Consider the following 12,851-nt stretch of genomic DNA (forward strand, 5'->3'; position numbering starts at 1 on the left):
CGGCTCAATCGCCATGCCCATGCCCCGCCTCCAGCGCCTCGCTGTCAATCGGCATGGTCTTGCCGTCCGCGCCCTCGAAGAACATGGGCTTGCGCGCCTTGGCCGCCGGTGCGAGTTGATTCATCGTCGCGGCGTCAAACAGACGACCGTTCTGCATGACCTGGGCGATGCGGTCGCTCTGGCGGATGTCGGCCAGCGGGTTGCCGTCGATGACGACCAGGTCGGCCAGCTTGCCCGGCTCCAGCGAGCCCAGGTCTTTCTCGAAACCGAAGTTGCGCGCCGGGTTGATGGTGGCGGTGCGCAGGGCCTCGTGCGGCGTCATGCCTCCCAGCACGAACATCCACATCTCCCAGTGCGCGCCCAGGCCCTCGCGCTGGCCGTGGGCGCCGATCATGGTGTTGACACCGGCGCGCGACAACGCCGTCGCGGTGCGAGCCACGCGCAGGATGTTGAAATCCTCCTCGGGGGCCGTCACGCGGCGCACGGCGCGCGGCTCCAGCACGGTGCGCGGCACATAGCGGCTCAGCAGCGGATGCTTCCAGACCTCGGTGCGCGCGTACCAGTAGTGCTCACCGTCCAACCCGCCGTAGCCGACGTTGAGCGTCGGCGTGTAGCCGACCGCCGCCTGGCTCCAGAGTTGCTTGACGTCGTCCCACACTTCGGCCACGGGCAGCGAATGCTCCACCGTCGTATGACCGTCGACGATCATGCTCATATTCAGCTGGAACAGCGAGCCGCCCTCGGGCACGACCATCATGCCGGTCTGCCGTGCGGCCTCCAGCACCTGCTGGCGCTGGTCGCGGCGCGGCTGCTGGTAGCTCTTGACGCTGATGGCACCTTCGGCCTTCTGGCGGTTCAGGTGGGTCAGCGCCTCGTCCAGGCTGTTGACGTTGGAATAGAAGGGCGTGCGCGCGCCGTAGAGGATGTTGCCAGTCGAGTAGATGCGCGGGGCCAGCATCAGGCCGGCGCGCTGCATCTCGGCCTGGGTGAAGATGGCCGCGTTCTGGTTGCTGGGGTCGTGCAGCGTTGTGACGCCAAACGCCAGCGACGCCAGGTTGACCCAGCTCTGTTGCGGGATCAGGCCGCCGTCGTTCATGGCGCCATGCCAGTGGGCGTCGATGAAACCCGGCACGATGGTCTTGCCGCTGGCGTCAATGCGCTTGGCATCGGCCGGAATGGCAATGTCCTTGCCGACGGCCGCGATGCGGTTGCCGTCGACGAGAACAGTGCCGGCCTCGATGACTTCATCGCCCTTCATGGTCACGATGCGTGCGCCGGTCAGCGCGATCTTGCCGTTGGGCTTGTCACTGGCCTGCTCGAACCCGATCTTCTGCGCCGTGGCCTTGTCCTTGCCCTCGGCGTTGGCCGTGAACAGCTCGTCACCCAAGGTGAAATGCAGGCGCCGGCTGTCGCCGCTCCAGTGCAGGGCGGCGCCGGCATTGGGGGCGAGCTGGCGCACCGGCAGCGCGTCCATCTTGGCGCCCACGGTGATGACCTTGCCCGCCTGGCCCTGCACGGCCGGCAGCGGCATCACATAGGCATGGAAGCGCTCGACGAAACCCAGCCACTGGCCGTCGGGCGACACGCTGTACTCGGCAGCCGCGTCGCTGCGCACCACCTCGGTCTCGCTGCGGTCACGCAGGTTCAGGCGCGTCAGCGAGAAGCGCTGCTCGACCTCGCTGGTGGAAGCGGTCTTGGTGAAGAACAGCTCGTCGCTGCTTGCCGCGAAATGAGCACCGCTGCCTTCCTTGCTGATCCTCTCCGGCTTGCCGGAGCCGTCGGCCGCGGCCAGGTAGAGGCCCGTGTCCAGGCTGTGCCACGGGCTGGTCAGACCGCCGCCCTTGACCTTGCGGTAGACGACCTGCCGGCCGTCCGGCGACAGGCGCGGCTCCAGGTATTTGCCGGGTTCGTTGATGAGGACGGTCTCCTTGCCCGACGCCATGTCCAGGCGGCGCACCGTGCCCTGGGCGTCGTCGCGCCAGGTGGCATAGACGAGGGACCTGCCGTCACGCGCCCAGTGCGGCGCGAACTCGAAGGCCTCCGTCTGGCGGGTCAGCCGGCGTGGGCTGCCGTCCGGCAGCTCCTTCACATACAGCGCACCCAGCGCCGCATAGACGACGCGCTTGCCGTCGGGCGACACCTGGGCACCGCGCAGCTGGCGCACGGCGAACTTGTCGGGCGCCACCACCTGGGCATAGCGCATCGGCTCGCGCATCTCGCGCGTGTCCTTCACGTGGAAGGGGATCTCCGCGGCCGTGCCCTTGAACGGGTCGACGCGCCAGATCCTGCCCTCGGCCCAGACGACGATCTCCTTGCTGCCCGGCATCCATGCAAAGCTGGGGTAAACGCCCCACATCGCCCAGATCTCCTGCAGGTCGCGCGACAGCCCGCTCCAGGCCGGGCGCTCGACGCCGGTCTGCAGGTCCTTCAGGAACAGCGTGCTCTGGTTGCGCACGCGACGCACGAAGGCCAGGTACTTGCCGTCGGGTGACGGCGTCGGCCGCACCGCGCCGCCCGGGCCTTGCACGAAGGCCTCGACCGAACCGTCGCCGAGGTCCTGGCGGAAGATCTTGTAGATCTCGCCATTGCTGTTCTTGTTGTACTTGAACACGCGGCCGGGCGTCGTGTCCTGGGAGTAGTACAGGTACTTGCCATCCGGAGACACAGCCGGCTCGCCCAGGTCCTTCTGCCAGTTGGGCTTCTCGTTGAGCTGCACGCCCTTGTTCTTGGCCGCGTCGCCGTTGACGTGATACAGCCAGATCTCGCCCGAGCCCGCGCTGCGTGTGCCGGTGTAGTGCTTGCGGGCCAGCAGGTACTTGCCGCTCGGGTGCCATGCCGGGTTGTTGAGCAGGCGGAAATCCTCCTTGGTCACGGCGCGTGCCCCGCTGCCGTCGACATTCATGACCCAGAGGTTGTCGCCACCGCCGGCGTCGCTGAGGAAGGCGATCTGCTTGCCATCGGGCGAGAAGCGGGCCTGGTGCTCCCAGGCGATGGAGTGGGTCAGCGACCTGGCCTCACCACCGCCGATGGGCAGGGTGTAGAGGTCACCCAACAGGTCGAAGACGAGCGTCTTGCCATCGGGGCTGACGTCCACGCTCATCCAGGTGCCGGTCTTGACGTCGATGGTCGCCGTCCTGGCGACGCCGGGCGGCGCATTGACATTCCAGGCGGGCGCCTTGGCGGCTTCCTTCGGCGTTTCTTTGGGGGCCTCCTGCGCGTTCGCTGCCAGGGCGGCGGCCAGCAGCAGGGCGGGGGTGAGGATCAGACGGCGCATGGACGAGGTTTCGGAAGACCAAAACCTTCGATGCTAACGAAGCCAGCCTTGACGCGTCGGAGGTCAGCCTTCCTCCGGACTCAGGGCTTCCCCTGGGGTCAGCCCAGCAACCACCAGACCAGCAGCCCGCCAAAGATCAACCACTGCAGGCCGTAGTAGGCGAAACGACTCCTGGCCTTGATGCGCTTGCCGAACAGCCGCACCTGCTGAACATAGGCAAACAGCTTGTTGATGCCGCCAGTTCGGTCGGTGTCGGAGTTGGGCGCCGAGGCCGCGCGGATCAGCGTGTGGCTGATGAAGTGGTTGAACCAGCGTGCCAGCGGGTTGTTCAGCGGCCGCTCGACGTCACAGAACAGGATGATGCGCATCTGGTCCGACTGGTTCTCGGCGTAATGCAGGTAGGTCTCGTCGAAGATGACGCCCTCGCCATCGCGCCAGGAATAGCGTTCCCCGTCGACCGAGATGTAGCAGTTGTCAGCATTCGGCGTGACCAGGCCGAGGTGGTAGCGCAGCGAGCCGGCAAAGGGGTCACGGTGGGTGACGAGGCGCCCGCCCGGCGGCAGGGCCGCGAACATCGCTGCCTTCACGGTCGGGATGCGCTGCAACAGCCCCGTTGTCACCGGGCAGAGCTCGCGCGCCGATGAATGCGCCTCGTCGTACCACTTGAGATGGAAGCGCGTCCAACCGGTCTTGAAGAAGCTGTTGAAGCCGGCGTCGTCGTACTTGTCGCTTTTCTTGATCTCGCCGGCCGCAGCCAACTGGTGCGCCTCGGCGCGGATGTCCTGCCAGTGCGCCTGCAGCAGCTTGAGCTCCGGAAACTCGGCCACCGGCAGATAAGGCCTGGCCGGCAGCTTGGAGAACAGGTACATCAGGCAGTTGATCGGCGCCATGAAGGTCGAGTGGTCCGTCAACTGGCGGAAGAAGCGCAACCTGACCTTGCCGCGGAAATGCACATAGACCGTGCTCGCGATGAAGACCGCGACGATGCTGAGCTTGATGTAGGGGATGTCGTTCATCGTCGTTCAGTCAGCGCCCGTAAAAATCGACCTCGCCCGGCGGGCGCGACTTGAAGCGCTTGTGCAGCCAGAAGTATTGGTGCAATTGTCGGCGCGCCTGGGCTTCGATGACCGCGTTCATGCGGGTGGCGTCGGCCAACACGTCAGCGGTTGGGAAGTTGTCGAGCGCCGGCTCGATGACCAGCGTGTAGCCATGCGCCTCGCGCCGGGGGTAGCAGGGCAGCACCGCCGCCTTGGCCACTGCGGCCATGCGCGACAGCCCGCCGATGGTGGCCGCGGGTACGCCGAAGAAGGGCGCGAAGACCGAGTCGCGGTGGCCGAAGTCCTGGTCGGGCAGGTAGTACAGGCGATAGCCATCCTTCAGCGCGCGCAGCGTCGGCCGTGTGCCTTGCTGGCGCGCGAAGATGATGCCGGTGCCGAAGCGCAGGCGCTTGGCGCGGAAGAAGGCGTCCAGCCAGGGGTCTTTCTGCACCGAATAGATGCTGACCAGCGGCGTCTCCAGCGACACCCGCAGCCCGGCCAGGTCCAGCCCGGTGAAGTGCGGCATCATCAGGATCACATTGCGGCCGTCCTGCGCGCGCAGGTGCTCCAGGCCTTCGATACGCATCAGACGCTTGAGCCGCTCCTGCGATGCGAACCAGCAGTAGCCGTACTCCAGCAGCATCTGCACCATCGCGACGAAATGCCGGCGCAGCAGGCGCCGGCGCGCGGCGGGCGTCCAGTCCGGCAGCACCAGCCTGAGGTTGACCGTGCCGATATGCCGCCGCGACGAGGGCAGGGCGGCGATGAGGCTGCCGATGGCCCAGCCCAGCATCGAGATGACGCGGAACGGCAGCCAGCTCAGCAGCCACACCAGCCCGACGAGCAGCCGCAGCGACAGCCTCACGCCCACGCGCCCACCTCAATGAAAACCGTCAGTGCCATCGTCTACGACCCCTTGCTGCAAGGCCGGCATCGTAGTGGCAGGCCGCGGCGCGGCTTTGCCTTGGGGCGCTGCGGCCACGCAAGCCAGGACCGTCGAGCCGTTCTTGAATGGTGGGACCGGGTAGGACTCAAAGTTCGCCATTTCAGCTTCCGCCCAGGGTGTGGGCAAGCACCAGCATCGTATTTAACATAATGCACATTGTCGGCAGTTCACATGATCAGCGTGCGGGTACCGCATCGTTCCAAGTCGGTTTCCACGAAGTCTCCCCCTGAGACCGGACGTTTGGTCCGTTCTCCACCCCCCTACGGGTCCACTTAGGCCCCCCTGGCCGCATAGCAGATAAGTCATAAAAATCCCCCCCGGCGGGCCCATGTGATCTCTGCACGGTCGCGCAGACCTGCCATCGGCCATGGCCCCGTCCCGCATATAGCTGTCCACCTTCGGCGGTGTGCACAGGGTTGACCGCCTTTGGCATTCTGCACACAACGATAACCACCGGCTTGGGCGTTGGCGGCGCTTCACACAAGGTTGACCTCCGGTCGGCCGAGTAAACTTGGTCGGGCCAGGATCAATTAAGGAGGCCGATGTACGACCCGCCGCATCCGCTCTCATAGTGCTGTGCGCGCAAGACATCGAGCGCGTCAGCGGCTATGACCACCTTCGATGTAGCTGTCGATGCGGGTGTCGCGCGTGGCGTCGTACGTCGACATCGCTCCGCAGTCGACCACGTACCTGACGATCAACTCGCCGTCGTCTAGCAGTCGGGCTGCGTGGAAGCCGCCCTGTCCGACAGGCCACTGCTGGCGGTAGTTCGCCAATGTCATCTTGTCTCCCTTTAGCGCGGCGCCGAGTATCGCCAACTGACGCTGTAGCTCGGCGGTGTTGCTTGCGCATCCCAGCGAGAGCGACCTTCCCGTCAGATCTCAAGAAGGTCGTTTGGTGCTGCCGGGATGGAGTGAGGTTTCGCCTTCTGACTCAAGACCGGCTGGTGGCACTGCCTCTCAGTCGTCCAGAGCTTTCTGGGGGCCGCAAACCCGGGACGGCCTTGATGCCAGTGGCTTTGACACTCAACCTGCCCTAGCGACGCCACCGCATCCACCCATCAATCAAAAAGGAGTTCCCATGCGTGCCCACCTCACCGCCGCGATCCATGCGTTTAGAGGCCTCCTCAACGGCGCAGGCAGGCATCGTGCCGGCGCCATGTTCATGCTTGCCACCGGACCGTTCATCATCTCCGCTGGCATCCTGGTACTCGTCGCCATCTGGCTCATCCGCCACTGATCCAGGCGATCCCCGCCTACATCGGAATGCGCCTGAGCGGGGTGGGACGCCGCCGCCGCGGCCGCTACCTTGACCCTCTACACGCCCGATGGAGACAGCCATGAACAACCACACCCCCGGTCCCTCACCCGGTAATCATCAGAAATCCCCCGTCGAGTTGCCGACCGAGCCGGACAAACCTGCGGACGCTCCCAACACGCCGCAGCCCGAGGACAGCCCCGGACACGCCAACGCAAAGGCAACAGCCGACCGGCGCGCGCAGAGCGTTGAGGACCCCGAAGCTGATGGCAGCGATCGGTTGAGCGAAACCGAGTCGCCGCGAGGCTCAGGACCCTGACGAGCCTAGCGCTGCTTCTTCATCCGGTGACGCGGGTGAGCACTAGATATACCGCGGTGCCGCTGATTGCCGCGCCGACCAGCGCGCCGAAGCCACCACTGATCAGCATCGGTAGCCACCGACTCTCCTTCAGGCGATCCGCCTCACCCTTGATGGCGTCCGTAGCCGTACGAGTGGCAGTTGTCAGCGCGCCCAGGGCCTTCTGCGATTGCTGCTCGGCCGCAGTCAGTTGTTCACCGATGCGCATGCCTGCACCGTTCATAGCCGCATCGAACTTCTCGGCCACACGCTGTTCGATCTGGGCAGCCATCTGCGCGTGGTTCGAGACCAGCGTCTTGGCGGTCTCCGTCACCACCTTAGCTGCAGCATCGACACGGCCGACGGCGACGGCTGCGGTGTTTTGCAGCGTCATCGCGTGTTCGATGACGTCGGCAACGTAGGGCACCAAGTCGTCGAGGGACTGTGGCGGATTGCGGTCAGGATTTGATGACATGTGAGGTCGTCGTTGAAGGCGGGCAGGCGAACCAGCGACTCGCCGCCTGTTGTGATTGAAGTGCGATCAGCGCTCGTGCTCGAATTCCTGGGTGCGCTGCTTCCGGGGCTCTTGGACGGGCTGCCGAGCCTGCTCGCGGCGCAGCCGCAGCCGCTCCTTCACCGCCCTCGAGAACGGCCCGCGCTCGACTTCTCTGCCGGCGAACTCCGCCTGCTGGGCACGCAGCCGGGCGCGGAGCAGCTTCGAGGTCGCGTTCAAGTCGGTGATGTTGTCCAGCGGAAGGTAGACCAAGCCACCAGCGCTGTTGACACCGACCAGTAGGCCCGAGGTCTCATACCCGTCAAGGCAGCCAAAGAGCCTGATCAGACGAAGGTACAGGTCCAGTTCCTTGCGCCGCGTCGGGCCGCGACGAGCGTCATCGACGATCCGCTCGACAAACGCTTCGAGCGAGATGCCGCCGTCTTCCTGGAGCTGCAGATACGGTCGCACCTTCATCTGGAACTCTGCGTTGTCAAACTCGTCGACCACGTACGGACCGCTTTCGACAAACCAGTGGGCTGTCAGGGACGCTTCGCGAAGCTCACGGTCCCGGCTTGTGGCGCCGCGGTAGGTGGCCAGCTTGACCGCCTCCTTCTTCATGTTCGCGCCCACGCGCTTGAACTCAATCAGCCGCCAGGCACCCGGGAACTGCAGCATGACGTCGCCCAAGGCCTTGTCCAGGGGCGTTTGCTGCAGCAGATTGACGCACGCATCGACAGGGGTCGGCCTGCGGCCCATCGCGAGCCCGAGGCCGTAGAGGAAGTTGCCGATGATGATGTTTTCGTACGGCGACAGCATGTCGTCTCCTGCCCTGCCCTTCGGCCAGGCTCGTTCTTGTTGATCCACAGCCACGTCGGTCACGGCCTTACCGTGCCCACGCAGCACTCCCTTGGTATTCGCAAGCCGGAGTTTTACCTCCGTCGGCAGTCCTCACCGAAATGGCCTGCCGCGACTCAGGGAGCGGCGTTTGAACCCTCAGCGCCGCTCTCGGGCAGCGCCAGTGCTTCTTCGACCTCGGCCTTCGCCAGCCGAGCCCAACGGCCACCGCCACGAAGCACATCCAGTTCGTTGGAGCAGGCCCGGGCAAAGAACATGGATTCGGCCAGGCCATGTGCCTGCAGGATCTGCCTCACTTTCACCATCCGGTGACGAAGATCGAAGTCGTGGAACTCGGCACCGCGCACGCCGCCGCCGGCAACCTGTGCCACGACGCGTCGCAGGTTCTGCTGGACCTCCTCCGAAATCGCCGGGACCGCGCGCGGTGCTGAAAGCTTCGCGTGACGGATGAAGGGGTTCCGCCCCACCACCAGTCCCCAAGGTCGCTGCCCGCCCACCAAGTCCACGGTCATCGCCTCCAGCTTCGTCAGGCCAAAGTCCCTGGCCACCTGCAGCCGGAGCGCGAGTCCCGGACTGGATTGCGCGATGGCTTCAAGCGCCTGGCTCGCGTCGTCATTGCGTCCATCCACCAGCAGAACGAAGGTGCGCAGCAACCGGTAGGCCACGCTGTCCCCGGCCTGCGCCGCCTGAAAGAGCCATTGCATGCCGTGCTCGACGTCCCGCAGCGACCCCGACGACCGCAAGATGGTGGCGCCGAGCCGGCGCTGCGCCACAACCGCGCCGGTGGCTGCGGCCTTCTCCAGGCAGAACCGCGCCATGGGCGGATTGGCGACCGAGCCATTGTGGTTCGAGTGGATTTCGTAGAGCCGCGTCCACGCCACTCCCCGACCGCCATCTGCAGCACGCATCAAAAGCGCGGAAGCCTTCCGGAAGTTCTGGCTCGCGACCAGGGATGCCCAGGGCAACGAACCCACGTCATTGCCGCTCAGCGCCTGACCCAGCATCAGCGCCGCGCCGCTGCTCCCTCTTGCAACGCAGTCATCCAGAAGCGCCTCAATGGCCCGACGATCAACGCCGATCGCGGCGGCGGGCAGCGTGCTGGCATAGCTCAGCGCTTCGAACACCTTGTCGGCGAGGCAGGGCTGCGGCGCTGCGTCCGGCTCCAGGCTGAGCGCGAGCGCGCGAAACAGGTTCTGCGGCTCGCGACGCATCAACGCGCGGTCCATCGCTAGCGTCAGAAGGTCCGTCCAGCCGATGCCCGGTACCGCCCTGAGAGCGCGCAGGCGCGCCACGACCCGCTCCTCCGATGTGTCGTCAGACGAATAGGCCGTGAGCACGCTTCTGGCGGTGGCCTCGCCGCCGGCGGCAGCGCTGCGGAACCAACACATGCCCTCTTCGGCATCGACCGCTGTCAGCGAAAGCCAGATGGCCAGCTTCAGCTGCGCCGTCACCCTGCGGGCCTGTGCGGCTTGTTCCAGTGTGGCGATCCGCCCATGTGCTGCGATCTCAAAGAGATCCAGCGACTCGACGATCAGTTGCTGCGTGTCACCGGCCCGGACTGGCTCAGCGTGCTGGAGGTACTCCAATCCGAGCGTCACGTGACGGGGAAAGCCGCTCGTGCCCTGCAGGTACTTCCGGCCTGCTTCCAGGCACGCGGCGATGTCTCCTCGCCGCGCTCGGGAAATCAGCTGAGCATCTGGTCTTCTCATCCGCGCCTTCGTTGCAGTGGCGCATTGCCAAAGCCATCTGTCGATCAAGAGGCGCCTGAGACGCCGCATCAACCTGCAAGCCTAGGAAGCCGGCCATGACCGCGGCCCGTCCGACGGATTACGGTTTTGTAAGGTTGGCGCGCCGTGAGGCACGAGCTTCCCGCTGCGACAGCTGTGTGAATCGCAAACGCGCGTTTCACGCAAGTGGGCGGTGTCGACTCGAAGGCACGGCAACGGCGGCTTTGCCGCACCGCGCACCCGCACGCACCCGTGCAAATGGTTGGAGTCATGGATTTCCCTAGGCATGGTCCCTAGCCTTCAAAGTGCTCGAGGCGATCCAAGTCCTCGGGCGTCGACAACTGAATAGGAGAAGTACATGAAGAAGCCAGTCCTCTTGGCCTTGGCATGCAGCGCGATGGCGAGCTCCGCCTTTGCGCAAACCTCGTCGGTCACGCTGTACGGCGTCGCGGATGCGGCCGTTCGTCAAGTGAAGAACGGCAGCGCAGGCACGGTCAAGGGCGTCACTTCAGGCGCCAACACGACCAGCCGCCTGGGCGTTCGTGGCGTTGAACAACTCGGCGGCTTGTCGGCCGGCTTCAATCTGGAATCGGGCGTCGAACTGGACACCGGCACCGCCAATGCCGGCAAGTTCTGGAACCGCCGCTCGACCGTCAGCCTGATGGGCGACTTCGGTGAAGTCCGCCTCGGCCGCGACACCACGCCGACCTACAACAACGCCGTCAACGACGAATTCGGCATCGTCGGCGTCGGTTCGCGCGGTGTGTTCGTTTACGGCTCCAGCGCCGTGCTGGGCAGCGGTGCAACGACCGCCCAACGAACCGACAACGGCGTCAGCTACTTCCTGCCCAAGAACCTGGGCGGCTGGTTCGGCCAGGTCCACGTCGCCGCGGGCGAAGGCGTGGCGGGCAACAAGTACACCGGTGGCCGCATCGGCTTCGAGAACAGCACCGTTCTGGTGGGTGGCGCCCTTGGCCAGACCGACGTCGGCAGCACGCAGCCCAAGTTCAAGAACTACAACCTGCTGTTTAACTACAAGTCGCCGTGGGGCACGCTGCACACCCTCTTTGACGTGAAGAAGTGGGGTCAGCGCAAGGCCCAAGAGCTGTCGGTTGGCGCCACCGTCCCGGTGACCCAGGCAGGCTCGATCCGTGTCGGCTACACCAACGTGAACCGCTCGGGTGGGGTGGCCGGCTCTGGCTATGCAGACGCCGACGACAGCACGCGCGTCGCACTGGGCTACGTGCACGACCTGTCCAAGCGGACGGCGCTGTACGGCACCTACGCCAACATCAGCAACAAGGGTGCCGCGCGCAGCTCGGTGCTCTACACGACGCCGACCGGCATGCGCGGCGGGGAGAGTTCGTCCGGGCTGGAAGTCGGCATGCGCCACAGCTTCTGATCGGTACCGCAACAGCGAGCGGGCGCGCTTCGGCGCTCCCGCTCGCTGACTGAGGAGGCCATTGGTTGGGGAACTTCCGCCGGGCGGTGCGGACCGCCTGCCGGTCAAGTTGCTATGGACGGCCGCCCGGCATCGAGTGCCTCCAACCCGTAGACGCCGAGCGCCACCGCAATGGCGGCGTTCACCAGCGCATTCGTCAGATGCATCGCCAGGGTCGTCACCACCCCGAACAGCGGGAAGGACGCGTTGGTCGTCCAGAAGTAGGCGTTTGCCAGCGCGTGAAACGCCTCAAACCCAGATGCGAACTTCGCCAGTTCCTTCATGCGTTGCATGGAGTCGTCTCCAGTCAGACCATCATCTCGATCATCAGCAGCGCCAGGAAGCCGATGAAGAACATCGACGTCAGCAACGGTGTCTCGTCGACCTCGTGCGCCTCGGTCAGCAGTTCCTCGGTGACCAGGTAGAGCAGCGCCGCCACGCCAAACGAGAGCACGCCGTCCAGTACGGGCGGACTGGCGCTGGCCAGGAAGTACGCGCCAATGCCGGCGGCCGCCATCAGCAGCACTGCAAAGGTGATGGTGGTGGCCAGCACTTGGCTCCTCGCCTTGGGCCCACGCATCGCCGCCGTGGTCGCCACGCCCAGGAACAGCACTTCTAGCGTCATCGCAATCGTGATCAGCAAACCCTGGCGCTCGCCCGCCGCAAAGCTCAAACTGATCAGCATTCCATCAAGGGCGATGTCCAGTGCCGATGCCAACAGCTGATGGGAAGAGCCAAGGCGCTGACGCCTGCTCCTCCCGCGCTTCAAGCCGGCGAGCCAGCGCCTTCAGCAGCATCGCGATGACGCCCAACGCGAAGCCGCCGAGCGTCACCCACGGCAGGCGGCGGTGCACGACGTCGGGCAGCAGTTCCGTCGCGAGCGCCGCGAACAGCACGCCAGCCGCGATGTGCTGGACGGCACTCTGCACTCGCGCTCCCGGCGTGCGCACGGCCGCGGCGACGCCTCCGAGGACGACTGCCGCGGCGGGCACCGCCGCAAACGTCATCACGGCTGCGAGCTACAGCGGCTGGGCGTTCATGCCGACTGCCTCCGGTTCCAGCTCAACGGCACCAGAAGCCACATGGCTCCAATCAACAGGCCGACGATACCGGCGGCGATGTTGCCAACCGTGTGCCCCAGCACCTCGGACAGCACAAACTGAGTGGCGAGTACCAGCGCGGCCGCAAGCAACGCCGCCCCGAACAGCATCTGGCGGCTGGCGCGCACTTTGAAGTTGGCGCGCTGACGCAGCGGACGCATCAGTCGGTGCTGCACCGCAGGCGCGGTGAACAGCACCAGGCTGGCCACGGACAGCATGAACGTCGCCAGGAACACGTTCTTCTCCGCCTGCACGATGCTGCGAAACCCCGGCGCAAAGGGCACGGCGATCAGGAAGGCAGACAACAGCTGGGCGGTGGGCAACAGCACCCGCAGCTCACCCAGCATGTCGGTGAGATCGCCGTCGGCATCCAATGCCTGG

At 65.6% G+C, this 12,851-nt stretch carries 14 protein-coding genes; 3 read left to right on the top strand and 11 right to left on the bottom strand.

Features of this window, described 5'->3' with window-relative positions; translation table 11 throughout:
• Nucleotides 1–4: 4 nt before the first annotated feature.
• From ACT6S0_RS09050 to ACT6S0_RS09065, 4 genes are all read right to left on the bottom strand, one after another.
• Nucleotides 5–3,274, bottom strand: coding sequence for an amidohydrolase family protein (locus ACT6S0_RS09050; protein ID WP_444763572.1), 3,270 nt, complete (start codon nt 3,272–3,274; stop codon nt 5–7).
• A 98-nt stretch (nt 3,275–3,372) separates the two neighbouring features.
• Nucleotides 3,373–4,290 carry an aspartyl/asparaginyl beta-hydroxylase domain-containing protein gene (locus tag ACT6S0_RS09055; protein WP_444763573.1) on the bottom strand — a complete coding sequence of 306 codons (918 nt, stop codon included), beginning with the start codon at nt 4,288–4,290 and terminating at the stop codon, nt 3,373–3,375.
• Between the two features lie 10 nt (nt 4,291–4,300).
• The gene (locus ACT6S0_RS09060) at nt 4,301–5,182 is read right to left on the bottom strand and encodes an LpxL/LpxP family acyltransferase (RefSeq protein WP_444763574.1); all 882 of its coding nucleotides are present in this window, start codon (nt 5,180–5,182) and stop codon (nt 4,301–4,303) included.
• Nucleotides 5,183–5,856: 674 nt separating this feature from the next.
• On the bottom strand, nt 5,857–6,039 hold the full coding sequence (locus ACT6S0_RS09065) for a hypothetical protein (RefSeq protein ID WP_444763575.1): 183 nt from the start codon (nt 6,037–6,039) through the stop codon (nt 5,857–5,859).
• 298 nt (nt 6,040–6,337) lie between these two features.
• On the opposite strand from ACT6S0_RS09065, the gene ACT6S0_RS09070 reads away from it, so the two are divergent.
• Nucleotides 6,338–6,496, top strand: a complete 159-nt coding sequence (locus ACT6S0_RS09070; protein WP_444763576.1) for a hypothetical protein — start codon at nt 6,338–6,340, stop codon at nt 6,494–6,496.
• 100 nt (nt 6,497–6,596) lie between these two features.
• The gene (locus ACT6S0_RS09075) at nt 6,597–6,833 is read left to right on the top strand and encodes a hypothetical protein (RefSeq protein ID WP_444763577.1); all 237 of its coding nucleotides are present in this window, start codon (nt 6,597–6,599) and stop codon (nt 6,831–6,833) included.
• 19 nt (nt 6,834–6,852) lie between these two features.
• Here ACT6S0_RS09075 and ACT6S0_RS09080 read toward each other — a convergent pair whose 3' ends face one another.
• The 3 genes from ACT6S0_RS09080 to ACT6S0_RS09090 form a co-directional block, all read right to left on the bottom strand.
• Nucleotides 6,853–7,281 (bottom strand): hypothetical protein, encoded by a 429-nt coding sequence (locus ACT6S0_RS09080; RefSeq protein WP_444763578.1) that lies wholly within the window; start codon nt 7,279–7,281, stop codon nt 6,853–6,855.
• Between the two features lie 111 nt (nt 7,282–7,392).
• Entirely contained in the window at nt 7,393–8,163 is a 771-nt protein-coding gene (locus ACT6S0_RS09085) for a hypothetical protein (protein ID WP_444763579.1), read from the bottom strand.
• A gap of 155 nt (nt 8,164–8,318) precedes the next feature.
• The gene (locus ACT6S0_RS09090; RefSeq protein ID WP_444763580.1) at nt 8,319–9,911 is read right to left on the bottom strand and encodes a tetratricopeptide repeat protein; all 1,593 of its coding nucleotides are present in this window, start codon (nt 9,909–9,911) and stop codon (nt 8,319–8,321) included.
• Between the two features lie 376 nt (nt 9,912–10,287).
• On the opposite strand from ACT6S0_RS09090, the gene ACT6S0_RS09095 reads away from it, so the two are divergent.
• Nucleotides 10,288–11,331 (top strand): porin, encoded by a 1,044-nt coding sequence (locus tag ACT6S0_RS09095; protein WP_444763581.1) that lies wholly within the window; start codon nt 10,288–10,290, stop codon nt 11,329–11,331.
• A 104-nt stretch (nt 11,332–11,435) separates the two neighbouring features.
• On the opposite strand, the gene ACT6S0_RS09100 is transcribed toward ACT6S0_RS09095, so the two are convergent.
• From ACT6S0_RS09100 to ACT6S0_RS09115, 4 genes are read right to left on the bottom strand one after another with little or no spacing between them, the layout of a single operon-like run.
• On the bottom strand, nt 11,436–11,663 hold the full coding sequence (locus ACT6S0_RS09100; protein ID WP_444763582.1) for a hypothetical protein: 228 nt from the start codon (nt 11,661–11,663) through the stop codon (nt 11,436–11,438).
• Between the two features lie 14 nt (nt 11,664–11,677).
• Nucleotides 11,678–12,055, bottom strand: a complete 378-nt coding sequence (locus ACT6S0_RS09105) for a hypothetical protein (RefSeq protein ID WP_444763583.1) — start codon at nt 12,053–12,055, stop codon at nt 11,678–11,680.
• A 4-nt stretch (nt 12,056–12,059) separates the two neighbouring features.
• A complete protein-coding gene (locus tag ACT6S0_RS09110; protein ID WP_444763584.1) occupies nt 12,060–12,377 on the bottom strand; it encodes a hypothetical protein in 318 nt (105 codons plus the stop codon).
• 29 nt (nt 12,378–12,406) lie between these two features.
• Nucleotides 12,407–12,844, bottom strand: a complete 438-nt coding sequence (locus ACT6S0_RS09115; protein ID WP_444763585.1) for a DUF6328 family protein — start codon at nt 12,842–12,844, stop codon at nt 12,407–12,409.
• Nucleotides 12,845–12,851 lie beyond the last annotated feature (7 nt).

Origin of the sequence: Roseateles sp. (assembly GCF_052436255.1) — a bacterium.
GTDB lineage: Bacteria > Pseudomonadota > Gammaproteobacteria > Burkholderiales > Burkholderiaceae_C > Pelomonas.

Coding starts and splice junctions, on each gene's coding strand:
- ACT6S0_RS09050 (WP_444763572.1), bottom strand. CDS start 3,274: ATGCGCCGTCTGATCCTCACCCCCGCCCTGCTGCTGGCCGCCGCCCTG.
- ACT6S0_RS09055 (WP_444763573.1), bottom strand. CDS start 4,290: ATGAACGACATCCCCTACATCAAGCTCAGCATCGTCGCGGTCTTCATC.
- ACT6S0_RS09065 (WP_444763575.1), bottom strand. CDS start 6,039: ATGACATTGGCGAACTACCGCCAGCAGTGGCCTGTCGGACAGGGCGGC.
- ACT6S0_RS09070 (WP_444763576.1), top strand. CDS start 6,338: ATGCGTGCCCACCTCACCGCCGCGATCCATGCGTTTAGAGGCCTCCTC.
- ACT6S0_RS09075 (WP_444763577.1), top strand. CDS start 6,597: ATGAACAACCACACCCCCGGTCCCTCACCCGGTAATCATCAGAAATCC.
- ACT6S0_RS09085 (WP_444763579.1), bottom strand. CDS start 8,163: ATGCTGTCGCCGTACGAAAACATCATCATCGGCAACTTCCTCTACGGC.
- ACT6S0_RS09090 (WP_444763580.1), bottom strand. CDS start 9,911: ATGAGAAGACCAGATGCTCAGCTGATTTCCCGAGCGCGGCGAGGAGAC.
- ACT6S0_RS09095 (WP_444763581.1), top strand. CDS start 10,288: ATGAAGAAGCCAGTCCTCTTGGCCTTGGCATGCAGCGCGATGGCGAGC.
- ACT6S0_RS09100 (WP_444763582.1), bottom strand. CDS start 11,663: ATGCAACGCATGAAGGAACTGGCGAAGTTCGCATCTGGGTTTGAGGCG.
- ACT6S0_RS09105 (WP_444763583.1), bottom strand. CDS start 12,055: ATGCTGATCAGTTTGAGCTTTGCGGCGGGCGAGCGCCAGGGTTTGCTG.
- ACT6S0_RS09110 (WP_444763584.1), bottom strand. CDS start 12,377: ATGACGTTTGCGGCGGTGCCCGCCGCGGCAGTCGTCCTCGGAGGCGTC.